The organism is Gabonibacter chumensis (assembly GCF_024741215.1).
In the GTDB taxonomy this organism is placed as follows: Bacteria; Bacteroidota; Bacteroidia; order Bacteroidales; family Marinifilaceae; genus Gabonibacter; species Gabonibacter massiliensis.
In genome coordinates, this window is record NZ_JANSKB010000001.1 from 802,641 (window position 1) to 823,707 (window position 21,067).

At 42.3% G+C, this 21,067-nt stretch carries 13 protein-coding genes; 2 read left to right on the forward strand and 11 right to left on the reverse strand.

What is annotated here, in order from left to right; translation table 11 throughout:
* Positions 1 to 3: 3 nt before the first annotated feature.
* The 4 genes from NVS78_RS03535 to NVS78_RS03550 form a co-directional block, all read right to left on the reverse strand.
* A complete protein-coding gene (locus tag NVS78_RS03535; RefSeq protein ID WP_286357950.1) occupies positions 4 to 1,053 on the reverse strand; it encodes a glycosyltransferase family 2 protein in 1,050 nt (349 codons plus the stop codon).
* Positions 1,054 to 1,078: 25 nt separating this feature from the next.
* A complete protein-coding gene (gene asnB, locus NVS78_RS03540) occupies positions 1,079 to 3,007 on the reverse strand; it encodes an asparagine synthase (glutamine-hydrolyzing) (RefSeq protein ID WP_286357951.1) in 1,929 nt (642 codons plus the stop codon).
* Between the two features lie 116 nt (positions 3,008 to 3,123).
* Positions 3,124 to 4,104 carry a D-glucuronyl C5-epimerase family protein gene (locus tag NVS78_RS03545; RefSeq protein WP_286357952.1) on the reverse strand — a complete coding sequence of 327 codons (981 nt, stop codon included), beginning with the start codon at positions 4,102 to 4,104 and terminating at the stop codon, positions 3,124 to 3,126.
* A 25-nt stretch (positions 4,105 to 4,129) separates the two neighbouring features.
* Entirely contained in the window at positions 4,130 to 5,416 is a 1,287-nt protein-coding gene (locus tag NVS78_RS03550; protein ID WP_286357953.1) for a glycosyltransferase family 4 protein, read from the reverse strand.
* 111 nt (positions 5,417 to 5,527) lie between these two features.
* Here NVS78_RS03550 and NVS78_RS03555 point away from each other — a divergent pair, with 111 nt between their 5' ends.
* On the forward strand, positions 5,528 to 7,213 hold the full coding sequence (locus NVS78_RS03555) for a phosphoethanolamine transferase (protein ID WP_286357954.1): 1,686 nt from the start codon (positions 5,528 to 5,530) through the stop codon (positions 7,211 to 7,213).
* 102 nt (positions 7,214 to 7,315) lie between these two features.
* Here the strand turns inward: NVS78_RS03555 and NVS78_RS03560 are convergent, their stop codons facing one another.
* The 7 genes from NVS78_RS03560 to NVS78_RS03590 form a co-directional block, all read right to left on the reverse strand.
* A complete protein-coding gene (locus tag NVS78_RS03560; RefSeq protein WP_286357955.1) occupies positions 7,316 to 9,448 on the reverse strand; it encodes a peptidylprolyl isomerase in 2,133 nt (710 codons plus the stop codon).
* A 113-nt stretch (positions 9,449 to 9,561) separates the two neighbouring features.
* Positions 9,562 to 11,934, reverse strand: a complete 2,373-nt coding sequence (gene topA, locus NVS78_RS03565; protein ID WP_286357956.1) for a type I DNA topoisomerase — start codon at positions 11,932 to 11,934, stop codon at positions 9,562 to 9,564.
* A gap of 187 nt (positions 11,935 to 12,121) precedes the next feature.
* Positions 12,122 to 12,742 (reverse strand): lipoprotein signal peptidase, encoded by a 621-nt coding sequence (locus NVS78_RS03570; RefSeq protein WP_286357957.1) that lies wholly within the window; start codon positions 12,740 to 12,742, stop codon positions 12,122 to 12,124.
* A 94-nt stretch (positions 12,743 to 12,836) separates the two neighbouring features.
* Complete coding sequence (locus NVS78_RS03575; protein ID WP_041503329.1) at positions 12,837 to 13,217, reverse strand: TraR/DksA family transcriptional regulator; 381 nt, start codon at positions 13,215 to 13,217, stop codon at positions 12,837 to 12,839.
* 94 nt (positions 13,218 to 13,311) lie between these two features.
* The gene (gene ileS / locus NVS78_RS03580; RefSeq protein WP_286357958.1) at positions 13,312 to 16,740 is read right to left on the reverse strand and encodes an isoleucine--tRNA ligase; all 3,429 of its coding nucleotides are present in this window, start codon (positions 16,738 to 16,740) and stop codon (positions 13,312 to 13,314) included.
* Positions 16,741 to 16,874: 134 nt separating this feature from the next.
* Positions 16,875 to 18,608: a hypothetical protein gene (locus NVS78_RS03585; RefSeq protein ID WP_286357959.1), complete on the reverse strand. Its 1,734-nt coding sequence runs from the start codon at positions 18,606 to 18,608 to the stop codon at positions 16,875 to 16,877.
* Positions 18,609 to 18,621: 13 nt separating this feature from the next.
* Positions 18,622 to 19,875, reverse strand: coding sequence for an aspartate kinase (locus NVS78_RS03590; RefSeq protein WP_286357960.1), 1,254 nt, complete (start codon positions 19,873 to 19,875; stop codon positions 18,622 to 18,624).
* Positions 19,876 to 19,986: 111 nt separating this feature from the next.
* On the opposite strand from NVS78_RS03590, the gene fbp reads away from it, so the two are divergent.
* Positions 19,987 to 21,006 carry a class 1 fructose-bisphosphatase gene (fbp, locus tag NVS78_RS03595; protein ID WP_286357961.1) on the forward strand — a complete coding sequence of 340 codons (1,020 nt, stop codon included), beginning with the start codon at positions 19,987 to 19,989 and terminating at the stop codon, positions 21,004 to 21,006.
* Positions 21,007 to 21,067 lie beyond the last annotated feature (61 nt).

The window sequence follows — 21,067 nt, forward strand, 5'->3', positions numbered from 1 at the left end:
GGGTTATTTGTTTTTACCGTAGTAATTTTTGGAGAAACCTTTTACTTCTTTTCCTTTCAGGGTATTCCATGCTCCCCAAAGCAATCCTGCCCCGTAGGCGAATACTTGAATATTCAGTGTCAGTATAGAGAGTAAAGCCGTTTGGCCGCTTTTGTATTTACAATAGGATTGCACGAAAGCAAACAAGCAGATACCGATGAATCCGCACCCGATGACGATCCAAATCAGAGGGGCATGGGCGGGTAATAAAAAAGAAAGTATCCCGACAAGGATTAATCCCAAAAGTAATAATGCCGGTAGTAGATGTACCGCTTTTAATGTATGCGGATGTCTTCGGGTCAGGTTAATCCGGGCGACACCCCAGTTGAAGATCTGTCGGAAGAATTTAGGGATACTGGTACGCCGTTTGTGATACACGTAAGCTCCGGGAATCAATCCCACCTTAAAGCCTGCGTTGTATATTCTCATGGAGTAATCCATGTCCTGTCCGTGACGTAAACCTCCCATGCCTCCGATCGTTTCATAAATTTTCCGGGATATACCCATGTTAAAACTGCGGGGGTAGAATTTTCCGATATGTCTTTTACTGCCGCGGGTTCCTCCCGTACCGATGAAGGAGGTCATCGAATAGTTGATGGCTTTCAGCAAAGGGGAAAATGAGGGGTGGCAGGTGTCCGGACCGCCGAAAGCATCGTAAAAGCGTATTTGTTGTGTTTTTTCGATTTCCGTTAGCCAGTGCGGGGGAAACATGCAGTCCGAGTCTACGAAAATGAAATAATCCCCTTTGGCTTGACTCATGCCGAAATTGCGGGCTGCTCCAGGGCCTTGATTTTGTTGGAAAACAGCTCGTATCTGCAGGCCGCTGGGAGAAGAATAGTGTCGGATGAAATCTTTAAAACCGTCTTTTGAACCGTCGTCCACGAACAGAAGTTCGAAAAGGGAGCGGTCTCCTTCTAAGGCCTCGGCACTGACAAGCAGTTCTTTGACCTCCTCCAACCGGTTGTATACGGCTATGATGATGGAATATGTCGTATTGGCGTTTTTTTCTCCCATGCTTATGCCTGATATCGTTTTTATTCTATTTATAATAAGATTCAATACGGTCATCCGTCCTGTGGTGAATGAATTGATCTTCCCATATGGCTAATCCGACTAAAATCCAGATGTAATTGTAGTGCCACCGGAGTTTCGGATGGGCCGGATAGTCCAATATGCGTTTGATGTAATCGTAATTGAATATTCCTTGTCGATCGATGTATTTTGGGGTCAATATCTTTTCCGCGGTCTCCTTTAAATCTTTTTTGAACTGGAGGTACGGGTTAACGGTAAATCCCCATTTTTTCTTCGTGATGATTTTGGGCGGCAGATAGGGTTCTAACGCTTTTCGGAAAAGATATTTTGTCTGGTTATTCTTTATTTTTAATTCCACCGGCAGTCGGAATGCGAATTCAACTAACTCTTTGTCGAGTAAAGGAACTCGTTCTTCTACCGAGTGGGCCATGGACATCCGGTCGTCGGTCAATAGATAGTCATTGACCATTTTGGTTTGAAATTCGGCGTAAAGAACCTGATCCAGGGCTTTTTCGTGCCGGACACGGTGAAATAGGCTGTCGAACTCCCGGTGAACCCGAATACTCTCCACGCGTCGTTGCCTTAGAAACGATTCGTTATATATGTTTTTATAAAATGGAGTATCGTAATCCCAAACATTTCGAATAATCAGGTAGAAACGTTCGATGTTTCCGATGGCAAGCAACATTTGCACTCCTCGCCGATATTCGTCGTAACGCAGAGCATGAGAATTATTTTGGAGCTTAAAGATAAAGTCCGATTTCCAGCGTAACAGACGTTGCATCCAGTACGGGGTATAATGATGCCAGCGATTGAACGGATAGATGAATTTATGAATATCGTATCCGGCAAAGAGTTCGTCGCCTCCCAGTCCTCCTAAAATTACTTTTACTTTCGGATGCACGAAAGCGGACATATTGTAACCCTGTAACAGATTGATCTTGGGCTCTTCGGCATGCCAGATGACTTTGGGCATCTGTTGCATGGGGTTCATCGAGAGGCTCAGGGTATGGTGTTTCGTGTGGAAGTAATCCGCTATCTGTTGAGCATCCGGAAATTCATCCGTGGGTTCGTTAAAGCCGAGGGTAAACGTGTTTATCTCCGCGACTCCCAATTCATGCATTTTTTGTACGATCGCGGAAGAATCCAATCCTCCGGACAAGTAGACTCCCACCGGGACGTCGCTGATCAGCTGTCGCTTTACGGCGGCTTTGATCAAAACATTGATTCTCTCTTTGGCCTCTTTTTCCGTGATGGAGCGGTCTGTGCCCACGGGCATCTCCCAATATCGCCTGACCGTAAAAAGTCCGTTTTCGAATAAGGCGAAATGGGCAGCCGGAAGCCGTTTTATCCCTTGGAACAGCGTTTCGTTTCCTTGGGTATATCTTAGATTCAAATGAATATGCAGTGCCTTTAGATTGAGCTCCCGTTCGTATTTCGGGTGGAGGATGATGGATTTTTGTTCCGATCCGAATAATAGGATTCCGTCCTTCAGGTAATAATGAAGGGGTTTTACTCCGAAATGATCCCTGGCGAGAAGGAGCCGGTTGCGGTTCTTGTCTAATAACGCGAAAGCGAATATTCCGTTTAACCGGTTAAAAAAATTTGTCCCGTACTCTTCGTAAAGGTGTACCAGCACCTCGGTATCTGTATGGGTGCGAAATCGGTGTCCTTTGGTTTGCAGTTCCTCCTTTAGCTCTTCGAAATTATATATCTCTCCGTTGAAGATAACGCAAACGGACTGATCTTCGTTAAACACGGGTTGATCTCCCGTGCATAAATCGATGATGGAGAGACGGCGATGCCCTAAGGTGAAATTTTGATGGGTATAAATGGATTTGGCATCCGGACCTCTATGGGCGATTGCGTCCAACATCTTCGACATCAACGGCCGATTGTCTTTTTCTTTTTCAAATATCCCGGCTATCCCGCACATAATTACCCTTATTCCGATAAAACGATTTTATGATCTTTGTTTACAAAGTTACTATTTTTCGGGAGCTTGTACAAATTGTTCATCCCTTTTGCGGTAAATATTGGCGGATACGAAAATTAAAGTCGGTTTAATTTTTTCAGGGCTCTGAATTTAAACCGGTACATTTTCAAAATAGGAAAGAGAGCGTCGTATTTTCCGAATTTATTCCGGTATTCCAACAGCTCTTCTCGTTTCGTGATCCGATAGAGCACTTCTATTTGTAAAAGGACTAAGCGAAGATAACTGATGGTGCAGGGGTCGTCTTTCGGATAACCGGGTACTTCGCAACGATTGAAACGCAACCAAAATCCCATGTCAAACGAGGGAAGTTGACGAATTAATCCCTCTATTCCCTCGTTAAAAAGGCGAAGAGCTAAACGGTTGTACTCCGTCAATCGCTCGTCGCTCGTCGCCCGGACGAAGTCGTATAAACCGAACAATGAAAAACCGTGCCCGTCCAGTACCCGGGTAGGACGGGCCGCCACGTACTCTTCATAAAATGTCTCCTGCATATTCCGGTCTACCGCCACGCCTCCCTCCGAAATATCTTTCGTGAAAGGTATCAATGCTTTGGAGGCGGTTGCGAGGTATTTTTCTTCTCCGGTGATTTGCCATGCTCTCAGGAGAATGGAGATGCCCCGGCTTTGGGCAAAAGCCGATTTCCAGGGTTTGAATACTTGAAATTCCGGTTTGGGAACCTCGGTCAGCCAGTAGGTGCCGAGGTCGTTATCCGTTACGGCGTGAGTTTGAAACCAATCGGCAATATTCAGGAACAGTTGTTTCTTCACTTCTTGCCGGGTCGAGAGCCACGAGTGGAAGACGGCTAATCCGTATTGTCCGATAGTAATCGGGTAATAATGCAGTTGTTGTTTTTCGACGTCGATATAACTGGTATTGATAGGTACTCCTTTTTCATCGAACGAGTGAATGAGCCGATTCAGTCTGGAGAGATTCTCTTCGAATTTGAAATAGTAACCGGACAACAAAGGGGTAGTATTCTCTTGGTTTATCTTCAGGTGTTTGTTACCGTTCAGGTCCCGAAGGAATTTGCGAAACATGAATATGATTTTCTTTAGTTGCATATTAATCAATGAATTGGCTTAGTCGGGCGGTTAATGTTTGTCTTGAATATCGAGAGATTTTTTCCGAGTCTCCTTGGAATTCCGGTTGTGAGTATGCCGTCGATATGAATTTTTTGATACCTTCTTTATCATGGAAAGAGAGGGTTATTCCGGAACGACAATCCCGGATGATCTTGCCGGCCATACTCTCCCGATCTTCTATACAGAGAATCGGTGTTCGGGCCGCCAGGTACTCAAACAGTTTTCCCGGCATATGTCCCTCGTTTTGATTCGTATGATGGAAGATTAATAATAGAAGTTGTGATTCGATCAACTCTTTTACGGCTCTTTCGTGGGGTATAAATCCGGTAAATACGGCTTTTATATTCTTTTTTGAAGTAATGTATGCCTTGTGTTCTTCGCTTACTTTACCTACGAATTGTAAAACGATTTTTTTTTCCGGATAGAGTTCCTCAACGGCATCGATAAAGGATTGAACAGGATAAGAGGAGGCCAATGTTCCGGCATAGGTAATCGTGAACTCCTCTTTTTTATTGGCTCCCTCTGTTTTAAAATCTTCTTCGTCAAAGCCGTTGGTTAATACGTGTATCTTGTCAGGGATGATTTTAGAGCTTTTACAGACGAGTTTCTCTTTGATGAAATTGGCAGTTAATACAATATCGCTTTTTTCCAATACCTCTCTTTCGTAAGCCTTGTCAATAGCTTGTGCTATACGGGTGGGGTATAGTTCATGATAGTAGTAGATATCTGTCCATGGATCCCTGAAGTCGGCTATCCATTTTATGGTTTTGCTTTTCTTTAATTTCAGGCCGATCAGGTGGGTGGACATCGGGGGACCGGTTGTGATAACCGTTTGGATGTTGTATTTTTCGATCAGCTCTACGGCTTTAGCATAGGCATATTTATTCCACCCCTTTCGGGCGTCGGGTAAAAAAAAATTTCCTCTGATAAAGCGGGCTACTTTTTGTTTAAAACGGGGTTTCCCCTCGTTAACAAAACCGCTGTAAGGAGCTGTTTTAGCGCGTGTGAATTTTTTGTATAATGAATATAATCCTTTTGCCGTTGTCTTGTATACCAATATGTTAGGATCAACATCTTTCTGTAAAGTAGGGTCTTGTATGGGGTATTCTGCTTTGTACGGATCAACAGTTAAGATGACGGGTATGACTTCCGAAGTCGGCAGATATTTTGCAAATTTCAGCCAACGTTGAACGCCGGGTCCTCCTGCGGGAGGCCAATAGTAAGTAATTACCAATACTTTTTTTATTTTTGTATGCTGTTGCGTCATGATGATCTGCATTAACTTTTTTACAAAAATAGTGTTTTTTCGGAAACAGAGTGAATTGGAGAGAAGATAAGACGGATAAGAGGGCAATAGGGATTTGAAAAATGAGAAATAATGAAAAGATTCGGTTTTGCGTGGAAACCAATAGGGGGAATTTTTGTTCGTAATTTCTATTTTATAGTAGTACTTCTGTTGTTTAATTTTTCTACAGGGGCTTGGATGAATGCGGAACGAGAGATAGGAATATCCATATATACCAAATGGGTGCATGGATTTATCAATGCCTTTCTTGTTTGTTATCTATTGGGTGCTTTTCGGGAATTCATCTCTTCTGTTTGGTTAAAGAGAGTATATACGGGTGTCGTAATTTTTTTGTCCGGCCTATTGTTCGTGTGCGAGTGCTTTACGCTTTATTATTATAAAAGTGGATTTGTTCCTTCAATCGTTTTGCCGTTATTGGCCACGAACCCGGAAGAGGCGAACGAGTTTTTTCAAATGTATGGGGGTGTGAAGTGGCTGGCCGGTGGGAGTATTGTTCTTGTCATGGCCTGTTGGATATCGACGTTTTCTTTGAAAAGAATCTCTTCCCGTACTCTTTTCCGGATAGGTAAATTCGTTGCATTGTTTTTATTGGCGGGCATTCTGGCGATGATATATCGTCAGAACAAGACCCCGTTGTTTAAGACAATGGTTCCGATTCAGCGTTTATGGGTTTCTCAACGAATGGTACGTGACGAGATGAAGGTTTGTAACAAATTAATGAAACAGGTAAGTAGTGATCCGGTAATTACCCGAAACGAACCCGATATAGAAGATATCGTTCTTATTTTGGGAGAATCTTTAGGAAGAAAATACATGGGAGTTTATGATTCTATATATCCGACGACTCCTTTGTTGCGAAAATTGAAAGAGCGGGGTGAGATTTATTTGTACCAGGACGTGATCAGTCCTTATGTCTCAACGATTTTATGTATTCAGTCCTTGTTTTCTTTCTATCATTACGAATCTGTTAAAGCGTGGAATAAATATGATCTGTTGGTCGATGTAATGAAAAAAGCAGGGTATGAAACCTTATGGATATCCAATCAGGAATCTTTTGGTGCTTATGGAAATTTGCCCGCGGTGATAGCTAAGCGTAGCGATGTGACTATTTTTAATCATACCAGGAGTTCCTTTGAACATTGTTACGGGGATTTTGACGAAGAGCTGTTACCTATTATAGACGATCAATTGCAGAAAAATCCGAATCGGAATTTTTGGGTTATCCACCTGATGGGGTCTCATGGTAATTATCAGCATCGTTATCCGGAAGAGTATGCCCGGTTTAAAGCCGACGATGTGACTTGGTTAGAAGAAGAAGAAAAGAAAGAGGTATTGGCGTCCTATTTGAACACGATCCTTTATAATGACCATGTCGTTTACGAAATATTAGAGCGTTTCAGGGAGAGAAAAGCAGTGATCGTTTACCTTTCCGATCATGGAGAAGAGTTATTTGAACGTCGGGATTTTTCGGGGCATACAGAGACTGATCCGAGCAGATATATGGTTGAGATTCCTTTTTTGATTTGGTGTTCTCCCCTTTATAAGGAGATGGAATCTCAAAAAGTGGGACAGATCGCCGCTTCGGTTAAAAGGCCTTATATGACAGATGATTTGATTCATACGATTTTGGATTTGGCGAATATCGGGACTACGGATTTCGATAGTACCAGAAGCGTAGTTAATCCGGCTTTTAATTCAAAAAGGAAGCGAATAGTTAGTCGGATTGATTATGATAGGTTAAGAGCGGTAAGAGAGTAGTTCCGGGGATGGTTGGCCCAAGATCTTCCGAGAGATATGCCATAAAAAAACCTGCCTGAGACCAGGCAGGTTTTTTCACGTTAAGTTTGTTTGTTTGGGTTACTAATAGAATTTGTATCTTGAATCGACAACTCCGGCCTTTTTCACTAATGAAGGAAGTAATTGATAATTTACCCGATAGAAATTAGTTTGTAACATACTTGCTTTAGCCTGAGCAATTTGTTCCGGAGTCACTTCGTTTACATGTTTTGTATTTACCGTGACAATATAGACCCCCTGATTGCCGATGATCGGTTTGGATATTTCCCCCTCGTTCATAGCTACGGCTTCGGCAATGACCTTGGGTTCGATTCCGGCTCCCGGTAATTGAACGGAATTGAAATTAACATCGTTTGCGTCTACTACTTCGGCTTTGGCTTTTTGAGCTATGGAGAGTAAGCTTTGGCTTCCGCTCATGTCTTTTTCCAATTCTTTAGCGATGATTTCACCTTTCTTTTGGCGAATCAGCTCTCTTTTAATGAGGCTTGCAACGCTATTCAGCGGGGCGATGCCTTCTTTTTGTATCTCTGTCAAAACGGCTACCGTAAACTTATTGCCACTTTCGAAGATCGGTGATTTTTCTTTTGTCAGCAATACGTTACCGGTTTCATCCGTTAGATAAGCCTCGCGGATAATCTCTCTGGCATTATCCATACCCGGGATTGTTTTATCGTTTTTACCCAGATTGGCAATCCTTTTTGTTTGTTTGTGATCGGTAACGGCAGTTTCGAAGTCTGTTATCGTGGTTACATTATTAACGAATACGCGGGCATCGTTATAGATGTTATTGATGGTCTGCTGAGACGGAGTGATTTCTTTGCTTATAATTCCTACTAATACCTTTTCCTCCGGTTTTGATCTGTCGGTTACTTGTACGATATGGTAACCATATTGTGTTTTAACCGTTTTGATTTCGTTTTTATTGGCAAAGAACACGGTATCACTAAACGGTTGGATCATGGCATTCTGGGTGAACCATCCCAAATCCCCACCATTGATGGCAGAATTTTGATCTGCCGAGTAGCGTTTGGCAATAGCTTCGAAATCGGCTCCTTTGCGTAAAACTCCGGCTAAGCTATCTGCTAATTTCTCAGCTGCCTGAACAGATCTTCCGTTCTCCGGTACGATCAGGATATGACGGGCTTTCACCGAATCCGGTAACATTCTGCGATCGGCTACCCGTGCGATGTTATAGGCTTGATCTTTTAGATAAGGACCGAATACGCCGTTGTTTTTTTCGACAAAGATAAAATCATCCAATTCACTGTACCCGAGCTCTCCTTTTTTCAGGTAAGCGGTCGGAAATCTTTTTTCGGAAGAGAGAGTGGCGAATTCAATAACGTTTGGAGCCGAAGCAAATTCGTCTTTTAATGAGTTTACCCACTCTTCTGTCTCTTTGATGTCTTCAGGCGAGGCGGTAATATCGAAGCTGACATACGCGATTCGTCTGCTTTCCGGTACTTGGAACAGGTATTGGTGCGAGTTGTAATAATCTTTGATTTCGTTGGAAGTAACGGTTATGGAAGAATCACTGATGGTATTATAGCTTTTCAAAATGTAGCTGATATCGACCGTCGTTGCCGCATTCTCCAGAAAGTTTTTAGCAAGAGCATCTGTAACGTATAACCCTCTTGTTAATAATATATTGTATTTACTTTGTTTTCTGGCGGTTGCTATCTGCTCTTCCATGTTCAACCAGTAAGCTTTTTGTGGAGTTCCCGCCGGAGCTTCGATCAATTGTTTGATAACCAAGCGAGCCCGATCTTTGTCTACCTGTCCTGTTTGAGGATCTGCAAATAATTGTTGGACGGCCGGGTTCATATTGTCTCCGAGAAGAAGGTCGTATAGTTCGTCTCCACTCAGGCCCATCCCGATATTTTCATATTCTTTTTCCATGATGGCGTTGGTAACGATTTGTTGCCACGTATTTTCACGGATCATCTGTTGTTGGTCTTCTGATAAGGCGGAAATGCCATTCATGGATTTTACCATTTCCTCGTTTTTAGTGATTTTTTGCTGGTATTCCTGAATGCTGATGGATTCTCCCGCTATTTCTCCTACCTTGTTTCTGGAGCGATTCATAATGCTGGCACCAGAGCTCAAAGCATCTCCAACAATGAAAGCCACGAGGGCCAAACCAATCACGATACTAACAAGTATTCCACCGCGATTTCTAATTTTTTGTAACGTTGCCATTTATATTAAATTTTAATGTTTTTACACACGATTAATCTATTTTTTCGAGCGTACGAATATATAAAATGGATCGCTTTTTTGCAAATAAATTTTATGTCGTCGCTCGTCTATTGCTATTCCTTCTTTTTTGTTGCTTTTTTTGTCGTTTTTGCCGCTGCTTTACTATTAGTTTTCGTCGTTGCTTTTTTTGTCGTTTTCTTTTTGGAATCTCCGCTCTTTTCGATGATTTCCATACACTCTTCCTGCGTCAGTAGAGCTGCGTCTTTCCCTTTGGGTATTTTGTAATTGATTTTGTTGTAAGCGATATAGGGTCCGAAGCGGCCGTTTAAGATCTGTACCCCGTTTTCAAACACGTTGATTTGCCGGTTTTTTTCAACCTCTCTTTTTTCGTTAATGCGTTCGATGGCTGTTTCCAACGTGATGGTTCCGGGATCGTCAATACTCTTTTTCAGAGATACGAATAGTTGGTCGTGTTTGATGTAAGGACCAAAACGCCCCATGGCAACGGAAACGGTTTTCTCTTCATATGTGCCGAGTATTCTCGGAAATTTGAAAAGAGCTAATGCTTCTTCTAACGTAATGGTCTCCATGAGCTGCCCTTTTAATAGACTGGCATAACGCACATGTTCACCCTCTCCGATTTGTGCCACCGGCCCGAAGCGGCCGATACGAACCGATACGTTTTCTCCTGTTTGAGGATCAGTCCCGAGCGTACGGGCTCCGGTATTACGTTCCGATTCTTTCAATGTCTTTTCCACGTTCGTGTGGAAAGGTGTGTAAAATGTCCCGATCATAGATTGCCATTCCACTTCTCCCTCTGCAATATGGTCAAGTGCCTCCTCCGCTTTAGCCGTGAAATTGTAGTCCATGATGTTGGTAAAATAATTGGATAGGAAGTCGGTGACAACCATCCCGATATCCGAAGGAAATAATTTTTTCTTTTCGCTTCCGAAAAGACGGGTTAACGTATACTTCTTTATGTCGTTACCTTTTAATTCGAAGTTTTGAATTTGACGTTCGATACCTTCCCTGCTCTCTTTAATGATATAACCCCGATTTTGGATGGTTGTAATAGTCGGGGCATAAGTGGAAGGACGTCCGATCCCCAAAGTTTCCATCTTTTTAACGAGGCTGGCTTCCGTATAGCGGGGCGGGTGCATCGTGTATTGTTCTATGGCTTCTATTTTTGTTCTTTCTAAGCGGTCTCCTTTGTGAAGCGGCGGAAGCAAATCGTTTTTCTCGTCTTCTTTCTCGTCGTCTTGCGACTCCATGTATACTTTTAAAAATCCGTCGAATTGAATGACTTCTCCCGTTGCAGTAAAGATTTGCGGGAGCGAAGAGCTATGAATGGGGATGGTCGTTTTTTCCAATTCGGCATCTGCCATTTGGGAAGCCAGCATGCGTTTGCGAATCAGAGTATAGAGTTGCTTTTCATTACGATCTCCGTCAATTTCTTCTTTGTCAATGTAAGTCGGCCGGATGGCTTCATGTGCTTCTTGTGCGCCTTTGGTTTTTGTCGCGTAATTTCTGGGTTTTGAATATTTTTCGCCCAAAGAGCTTATAATGACACTTTTAGCTGAAGAAATAGCCAATTGGGAAAGATTCACGGAATCTGTTCTCATATAGGTGATATGTCCGTGTTCGTATAATTTTTGAGCGACGGCCATCGTTTGTGAAACGGAAAAACCTAATTTCCGGGAAGCCTCCTGTTGCAGGGTAGAGGTTGTAAAAGGAGGAGCCGGTTTCCGGGTTGTCGGTTTGGTTTCTACTTCTCCTACGGTAAAGTCAGAAACTTTACAAGCTTCTAAAAATCGAAGGGTAGCCTCTTCCGTTGAAAAACGTTCGGATAATTCGGCTTTTAGAGAAATCTGTTTACCTTCGGCGTCTTTCGTGTTAAACTGACCGGAAACCTTATAGTATTTTTGTTCGGTAAAATGATTGATTTCACGTTCTCTCTCCACGATAAGTTTTACGGCGACGGATTGAACGCGTCCGGCAGAGAGCGAAGGTTTAACCTTTTTCCAAAGTACGGGGGAAACTTCGAACCCCACAAGCCGGTCCAATACCCGACGAGCTTGTTGAGCATCGACTAAGTTTTTATCTATGTTTCTTGGATTTTCGATAGCATGTAAAATGGCATCTTTGGTAATCTCATGAAAAACGATGCGTTTCGTGTTTTCGCTTTTTAGATCCAATACTTCAAACAAATGCCAGGCGATGGCTTCTCCTTCCCGGTCCTCATCGGAAGCTAACCAAACCGTTTTGGCTTCTTTTGCTAATTGCTTTAATTCTTTAACAATAGCTTTTTTGTCTGCGGATATCTCGTATTTAGGCTGAAAATTGTTTTCAATATCGATGCCTAAATCTTTTTTTTCCAAATCTCGAATGTGGCCGAAACTGGATTTTACTATATAATTATTTCCTAAAAAACGCTCGATGGTCTTGGCTTTCGCCGGAGACTCCACTATTACTAAATTTTCAATCATAGATGATTCCTTTATCTCTGGCCTTGAGGCACAGAATTATCGCTTTCTCAAGCGGTTCACTCTGAATTTAGGCTGCAAACTTACGTAAAACAATTGAAAGTTGAAAAATGAAAATGAATATTTTCCGTGAAAATCCCCTGAAGAGATTGAATGCCTGATCTTAACGCTCTGTTTTAACCGGTTTTATTCAAGCAGTTTCTTGTTTCGTCGAGAAAAATTTGCGGTAAAAAATAATTAATATAAGTACGCCGATCGTAATGTAAGAATCGGCCAGATTGAAAACCGGGCGGAAAAATTCAAAATAGGTGTTGCCCCAGAAGGGAATCCATTCGGGTAACCAACCGCGATACAGAGGGAAGTACAACATGTCTACCACTCGTCCGTGCAGGAAAGAGGAGTAGCCTCCTTCGCTCGGAAAGAGGGTTGCCACTTGGGAAAAACTTTCATTAAAAATCATACCGTAAAACATGCTGTCGATGATGTTGCCTATGGCCCCGCAAAAGATCAAAGCAAAAGAAAAAACGACCCCTTGAGGGGCTTTTTGTTTCATTAGATGACGAATATACCAACCGATACCGATTACGGCAACGATACGAAAGATACTTAATACGGTTTTTCCCCATTTACCTCCTCCCAACTCCATTCCGAAAGCCATCCCATTGTTCTCGACGAAAAGAATCTTGAACCAGTTTCCGAAAACGTTGAACGAGTCACCGAGCTGCATATGTGTTTTAACCCAGATTTTGACAACTTGATCGATGATCAGCAATAGGATAATAAACAGTATTAATTTCTTCTGATTTGTCATTTTTTCATTTGAATTTGATATTGAAATTGAAAAAACCAAGTGAAGAAACCTGGTTCCTTCACTTTTTATTTTTCAATATGAATTTCCGGTGTGCTTAGGAATCTTGTCCCATTTTAGCATCCATACTAAGTGTCGCATGAGGAACAGCGCGTAATCTTTCCTTTGAAATCAACTTTCCTGTTACCCGGCAGATACCGTAAGTCTTATTTTCTATGCGTACCAATGCAGCCTCCAGATGGGCAATAAATTTTGCTTGTCTTTGAGCTAAGCGCCCGGCTTCCTCCTTGGAGAGTACGGAAGCTCCTTCTTCCAAAACCTTAAAGGTCGGAGAGGTATCGGCTATATCGTTTCCATCGCTGCCAGAGATTACGGCCTTTAGAACGTCGTAATCTTTTTTAGCCTTTTCGAGTTTCTCGAGAATTAATTCTTTAAATTCCTGTAACTCTTCATCCGAATATCTTGTCTTTTCTGACATAGTAATAAAGTTTTTGTCTAAGTTAATAAAAAATTCCCTGATGGCTCTCCATTGCGGTAAAATATCCACTTTTACTCTATTTGCGAGCGAGAGGTTACATCCGTTGAATTTTTATAAATGTACGAATATCGTCAATTTCGATTGCCTGAACATCTTCTCCGGCAGATTCCGTTAATGCTATGTTTTCTGCCAGCACCTGACTGGAAATATACTCTTTGAAATGCAATACGGCGTCGTTGATCTGTTCGTGTTTCCCGATTTGCAAGTCGATTTTGTCTGTTACATTAAAATTGCTGTCTTTCCGGAGGTTTTGAATCCGGTTGATGAGTTCGCGGGCAATTCCCTCTTCTTTCAGCTCTTGCGTCAGATTTACGTCCAAAGCAACAGTCAGACGACCCTCGTTGGCTACTAACCATCCCGGAATATCTTCTGAAAGAATTTCTACATCTTCCAATGTTAATACGACGGCTGTTTCTCCCACTTGTAAAGAAAAAGAGCCCTGTTTTTCGAAATTGTAGATATCACTTTGTGTCATGGCCCCTACTAAAGCCGAAATTTGTTTCATGTACTTCCCGTATTTCGGTCCCAGGGTTTTAAAATTCGGTTTGATTTTCTTAATTAAGATACCGGCCGTATCCGTGATGTATTCGATCTCTTTTACGTTCACTTCCGAGAGTATGATATTTTTTACGGCCTCCAGCTGGGCTGTCATCTCTCCATTTAAAATGGGAATCAATAATTTACCTAACGGTTGTCTTACCCGGATTTGGACTTTTCTTCTTAACCCCAAGACCATGGAGGAGATTTGCTGTGCCATCTCCATTCGCTCTTCCAGTTGTTTGTCGATCATACTCGGATCTGCGATCGGGAAGGTCGCCAAATGTACGTTCGTTTGGTAACGGCCTGTAGCTTGATTCAGATCGGCAAAGAGACGGTCCATGTAAAATGGAGCAATCGGGGCCGACAGCAAGGCTACCGTTTCGAGACAGGTATAAAGCGTCTGGTAAGCGGAAATCTTATCTTTCGTATAATCGCCTCCCCAATAGCGTTTCCGGGATAAACGGACATACCAATTGGAAAGATTTTCAATGACAAAATCCTGTATGGCCCGTCCGGCCCGCGTCGGCTCGTATTTCTCGTATGCTTCCGTTACTTCCTGAATTAACGTGTTTAATAGAGATAAAATCCAACGATCGATTTCGGGACGTTCGTTAAAATCTATATCTGTTTCCGCGTAAGTGAATTCGTCAATGTTGGCGTACAAGGCGAAAAAGCTATACGTGTTGTATAAAGTTCCGAAGAATTTCCGTTTTACTTCGTCTACTCCGGTAATATCGAATTTCAGATTATCCCACGGCTGAGAGTTGGTGATCATATACCAACGTAAAGCATCTGATCCCTGTTTTTCAATGGTTGCGAACGGGTCGACTGCGTTGCCCAAGCGTTTGGACATCTTATTGCCCTTGGCATCCAGTACCAGTCCGTTTGAAATGATATTCTTAAAGGCCACGGAGTCAAATACCATCGTGGCAATGGCATGTAATGTGAAAAACCAGCCCCGTGTTTGGTCTACTCCTTCGGCAATAAAGTCTGCCGGGAACCGATAGCGGTTATCGATGGCCTCCCGATTCTCAAAAGGATAATGCAATTGGGCATAAGGCATGGCTCCGGAATCAAACCAGACGTCAATCAGGTCTTTTTCCCGGATCATTCGTCGTCCTGTAGGTGAAACCAGTATAATCTCATCTACGTAAGGACGATGAAGATCAATTTTATCGTAATTAGCATCGGAGTAATCCCCGGGAATAAAATCCTTAAATGGATTTTCTTTCATAAAACCGGCTTGGATGGCGCGTTCGATCTCCTCTATTAGCTCTTTCACGGAGCCGATACACATCTGCTCCGTTCCGTCTTCGCTAATCCATATGGGAAGGGGAGTTCCCCAATAACGTGATCTGGATAAATTCCAGTCTACGAGGTTCTCCAACCATTTTCCGAATCTTCCTTCTCCTGTGCTGGCGGGTTTCCAATTGATGGTTTTATTCAATTCGATCATCCGTTCCTTTACAGCTGTCGTTTTGATGAACCATGAATCCAAAGGATAATAGAGTACCGGTTTATCCGTACGCCAGCAGTGCGGATAATTATGCTCTTGTTTTTCAACCTTAAATGCTTTGTTCTCCCGTTTGAGCATAACGGATAGATCGATGTCTAATGTGGTATCGTCTTCCGAGAGATTGGGATCATAGGCATTTTTTACAAAACGTCCGGCGTAATTGCTGTATGATGTAACATCAATGTTATTTTTGATAAAGTCCGGATCTATTTCGTCAAGGAGAAAAAGTTTCCCCTGTTTGTCTACCATGGGTTGTCTGTTTCCCTCTTTGTCTATGAGCAACATTGGAGAGATGCCGGAAATTTTAGCTACCCGGTCGTCATCGGCACCGAAGGTCGGGGCGATATGTACTATTCCCGTGCCGTCTTCGGTCGTCACGTAATCCCCCAGAATAACACGGAAAGCGTCTCCTAACGGCTTCATCCACGGTATTAATTGTTCGTAACGTATTCCTTCCAATTCCGGTCCCTTAAATCGGTTTACGATCCGGTAAGGAATTAATTTGTCACCTTCTTTATACTCTTCCAAAGCGATAGATTCCGCTTTTTTATTAAAAAAGCTGTTGAACCGCTCTTCGGCTATAATGACCGTGATCGGCTGGAAAGTATACGGATTGTATGTTTTTATTTCAAGATAAGTGATGTTTGGTCCGACAGCCAAGGCCGTGTTTGAAGGTAATGTCCATGGAGTTGTCGTCCAGGCAAGGAAATGGACCTGATCGCTATGAGCGAATAGTTTTTCGGATTTCGCATCGCGAACGACCTTAAACTGGGCGACACAGGTGGTATCCTTAACGTCGCGGTAGCAACCGGGCTGATTTAATTCATGCGTGCTTAACCCTGTTCCCGCGGCCGGAGAGTAAGGCTGGATCGTGTATCCTTTATAGAGCAATCCTTTTTCATACAATTGCTTCAATAGATACCATAAAGTTTCGATATAGCGGTTATCGTAGGTGATATACGGGTTGTGCATATCTACCCAGTATCCCATCTTTTGGGTCAAATCTTCCCATTCGCGGGTATATTTCATCACGTCTTCCCGGCAAGCTTTGTTATAGTCTGCCACGGAGATCGTTTTGCCGATGTTTTCTTTAGTGATGCCGAGCTTTTTCTCAACGCCCAATTCAACGGGTAAACCGTGAGTATCCCATCCGGCTTTACGTTCCACGTAAAAGCCCTGTAAGGTTTTGTAACGGCAGACTACATCCTTGAGCGTTCTCGCCATTACATGGTGAATGCCAGGCATGCCGTTGGCGGAAGGAGGCCCTTCGTAAAAAACGAAAGAGGGATTTCCTTCGCGGGTCTTCAGACTTTCCTCAAATGTTTTGTTTTCTTCCCACTCCTTCAGTACTTCCTGATTGATCCGGGAGAGATCCAAACTTTTATATTCATGGAATTTTTTGTCCATTTTGGTCACTGATTTTTATAGTTATTGTTCGCATCTGAAAAATCAAGTTGCAAATATATCATTTTCTTAGGAAAGAAAAACAGACTTTTCTCTCTTTCTTGTATAAAAATGGGATTTGATAGAATACTATTCTTCTATTTTTGAGCGTTTTCGTCAACGGGAGCTACTCCTTCCGGTTGAAATTCGAATAATAATGTGGGTAATTGCTTATCCGTATTTTTTCCGAATTGAACGATCGGTCGGAAGTATTCCGGGTAATATTTTGCCGCAAGTGGATAGATAGTGACATAGCCGTGACGGAACCATCTGTCTATAATCACGTGAGTGATGCCCTCTTTTTTAAAGTTATTGAAAATAACTTCGGGTTTTCCGTACTGAGGGAAGGAAACCGCTTTTCTTCCGGATGAAAACAGATAGAAAAGTTCCGGTTTCCGACAAGCAATGCGAGCCTCTTCCGGTAAGTTCTTTTTACACCATTGAATGGCATACACGTATTCGATGAAAGCTTCCGGGGCAATCCGTTCGTTCCAGACTTTAAAGGTAGCCAGTTTCCGTTGTGTTTCCAATGCTTGAGAATATTTTGGAAACATGAAAAATACGATGAACAGGACGAGAGCTCCTGTCGGGATGAGTTCCCTGTATTTGTACTTGAAATTAGGGTAGGATGATAAAAGATAGGCGATAAAAGAGATACATCCGTTGAGAAAAAGAAAAATCAATAAAGGGATGATTCCGATCATGTAACGGTGTCCGGCATACTGTTCCGGCCAAAAAAGTAGAACCGCCATGGTAATTCCTAAATAGAGGGATAATAGTAACCTGTATTTTTTCAATCGGCTTAATCCGAAAATAATTAAAGCGATGACACAAAAACCCCGGGCCCATGCCATGGAGTTCGTTTTTTGACGGTCGTAATCAAATGGCCAGATGGCGGAAGGAATCCATTTCACTGAATAACTGGTTATATTGTTTTGAATCCTGGCGGCCCAATCGGAGAATGTCGTCATCTGTTCACCTTTGGGCTTTTTCTTGAAATCATTGAGGTAATCGCTATGTACGACCCCATGACTTCGGTTGCGTATGTCCCATCCGATTTTGGAACAGGAGAAAGACCCGACTAAAATAAGAAGAATCAATGCGTTGCTTATTACGCGTCGTTTGTTTGTTTTTGTCGGATAGGGATTTTCGTCTTGTCGTTTTTCCCGGATATAGGTAATGGCGCGTTGCATGCAAATAATCGAGAAATAGATCATGAATGCCAGAATGATAGAAGCTCCCATCGTTCTGACAAAATAGATGTAGTTCAAACATACGATCAGCAGGATAAATAACATGATTTGGGATTTGGGCCTTTCCCCTCCGAAGAGATTATCGGTATGGATCAAACTGAGTAGGTACAGGGCGGCTATCGACAGGCAGGTAAATAGCATTTCGCTCATAACGATGGTCGAGTAACGTAGGAGTTCGGGTTGCATGCAGCAAAGTAGACAGGTTCCCAAAGCCAGAAGGATGGAGTCGGATATTTTCCGTATGAATAGAAATAGGAATAAAATGGCGAAGAAAAAAAGAACTCCGTTAGCCATCTTTAAAGAAACATAAGAGTGAAAAACAGATAATACAGAAGCCGTGAATAATGGATAACCGGGAGGAAAGTGAGTATGCGGACTTTCTTCAAAACCCATAATGTTGGTATATCCTTTTCCTTCGGCAAGTGCTTTTCCCAAAGCGTAATAATAGACGTTATCTCCGTTTAGGTCCGGTTTGTAATCGAAAATCTTTCCGTAATTAAAAGCAAAAACGATGCCGATCAGGCAGATGCATAGATAAGTCTGTACTTTTGTATCGATTTTGTTGAGAAAACTTGTCATGGTGTTTTTGATTTTAATTGTGTAAGACAAATTGTGCCGTGATGCGGCTTCGTTGTTCAACCAGAATGGGTTGCCGACCGATGATTTCCTGTATGCAATGTTCTGTATAATGTCGAATGGTAATCAGTTTTACATCCCGATTGTACAATACCTCGTACTCTTTTTGCAACTCTTTGATAAAATCGGTAAGGATTGCCTCGTGGTTATCGATGCAAAACGAGAAACTGATGGCCGAATTTTGCATCAGGTTCAGCTTTAATTTGTATTTTGCCAGGATCCCGAAAATTTGGCTTAATTTCTCTTCGGCAATGAAGGAGAAATCTCGTGGTGTAAGAGTCAGTAAGAGCTGATTCTCTTTGTTGATATATATAGGCGGAAGGCTCAGTCGCTCTTCCAGCTCTTGAATAACGGTGCCTTCTGTACCCGGGAACAGAAAAGATTTCACGTAGAGGGGTATCTGCTTGTTTTGTATGGGTTTAATGGTCTTGGGATGAATTACTTTTGCCCCGAAGTGGGATAGTTCGATAGCCTCTTTGTAAGACATCCGGTGTATGACTTCGGCTTGCGCGTACTCTTTCGGGTCCGCGTTCATGACGCCTGGAACGTCTTTCCAGATGGTGACATCTTCCGCATCCAGAAGATTGGCTAATAAAGCGGCCGTGTAATCGGAGCCTTCCCGTCCCAAAGTCGTCGTTTGATTGATTCTTGTTCCGGCGATGAATCCTTGGGTTACGTATAGGGAAGTTGCCGAAAAGGTAAAAGTTTCTTTACAGAACTTTTCCGAAAGTGTCAAGTCGATATTGGCATTCCGGTAATTTTGATCCGATTTTAGGACTTTCCGAATGTCGATGAATTGATTTTTTAATCCTGCCGTTTGTAAATAATCGGAAACGATAGTAGTGGAAAGAAGCTCTCCGAAACAGATGATCCTGTCGTACTCATAGTCGTAACATAGGGAGGATTCTTCGGATAACATGTTTTGAAGAGCAGTGAACCATTTTTCCATGTGCCTGTATACCGGATCATCTATCGGGAATAGTTGATTGACGATCTCCTGATGGTATTTTTTCAGCTCATTCAAAACAACCCATAGTTGTGGATCTTTGTGAAAATAGGCATTGCACAAAACTTCCAGGTGATTTGTCGTTTTTCCCATCGCCGATACGACCACAATCAAATTTTCCCTTTGTTCTTGTATAATGGAAGCTAAGTTCCGGACTCCTTCTGCATCTTTTACGGAAGCACCACCGAATTTGAATATTTTCATTCATCAAAAAATTAATTCGAGACAAAAATAATAAAATAGGCAATAAACTGGGTAAACTTTTTAAATTAAAGATTATAACCTATATTTGCAGAAAATTAAAAACACAGAACCATGATAATGCATAAAGTTACAACTTTAAATCAATTTATCGTTGAAAGACAGGCCGAAATACCCGGGGCTACCGGTGAATTTTCAAGACTTTTGCACCATATAGGAATTGCTGCAAAAAAAGTACATAGAGAAGTAAATAAAGCCGGATTAGTGGATATTCTGGGAAAGGTCGGTAGTATGAATGTGCAGGGAGAGGATCAGCAGAAGCTGGATGTATACGCCGATACGACCTTTATGGATGAGTTGCGTGCAAGTGGTGAGTGTTGTGGTGTAGCGACGGAAGAGAATCAGGATATCGTTATTTTTGAAGAGGGATTATGCCGGGATGCCAAATACATTATCTGTATGGACCCTTTGGACGGTTCTTCCAATATCGATGTAAATGTGTCGGTAGGGACTATTTTTTCTATTTATAAAAGGAAATCTCCTTTAGGAGAACCTCCTATGATTGAGGATTTCTTGCAACCGGGAACGGAACAGATTGCGGCCGGTTATGTTATTTACGGATCTTCTACCATGATGGTGTATAGTTCCGGAAATGGCGTGAACGGTTTCACGCTGGATACTTCTATCGGGGAATTTTGTTTGTCTCATCCGAATATGCAAACACCGGAAAGCGGGAAAATTTATTCTATCAATGAAGGAAACTACGTGAATTTTCCAGTCGGAGTGAAGAAATTTATCAAATATTGTCAGGAAAAAGACGATGCGACGAAACGTCCGTATACCTCCCGTTATATCGGTTCTTTGGTGGCTGATTTTCATAGAAATATGTTGAAGGGAGGCATTTTCTTGTACCCGCAAACGAGTTCTCATCCGACGGGGAAATTGAGACTGTTGTACGAATGTAACCCGATTGCTTTTATTGCGGAACAGTCGGGGGGAATGGCGATAGACGGTGAAAAAAGGATATTGGAAATTCAGCCGGAAGCCATACATCAAAGAGTGCCTTTGTATACCGGATCAAAGAACATGGTGTTGAAGGCTCGGGAGTTTCTGACATTTTTTAATCATATCTAAAAATTGTAATAGATTCGAATGGATGATCTTTAAGGAATCATCCATTCGGTTTTAAAGATAA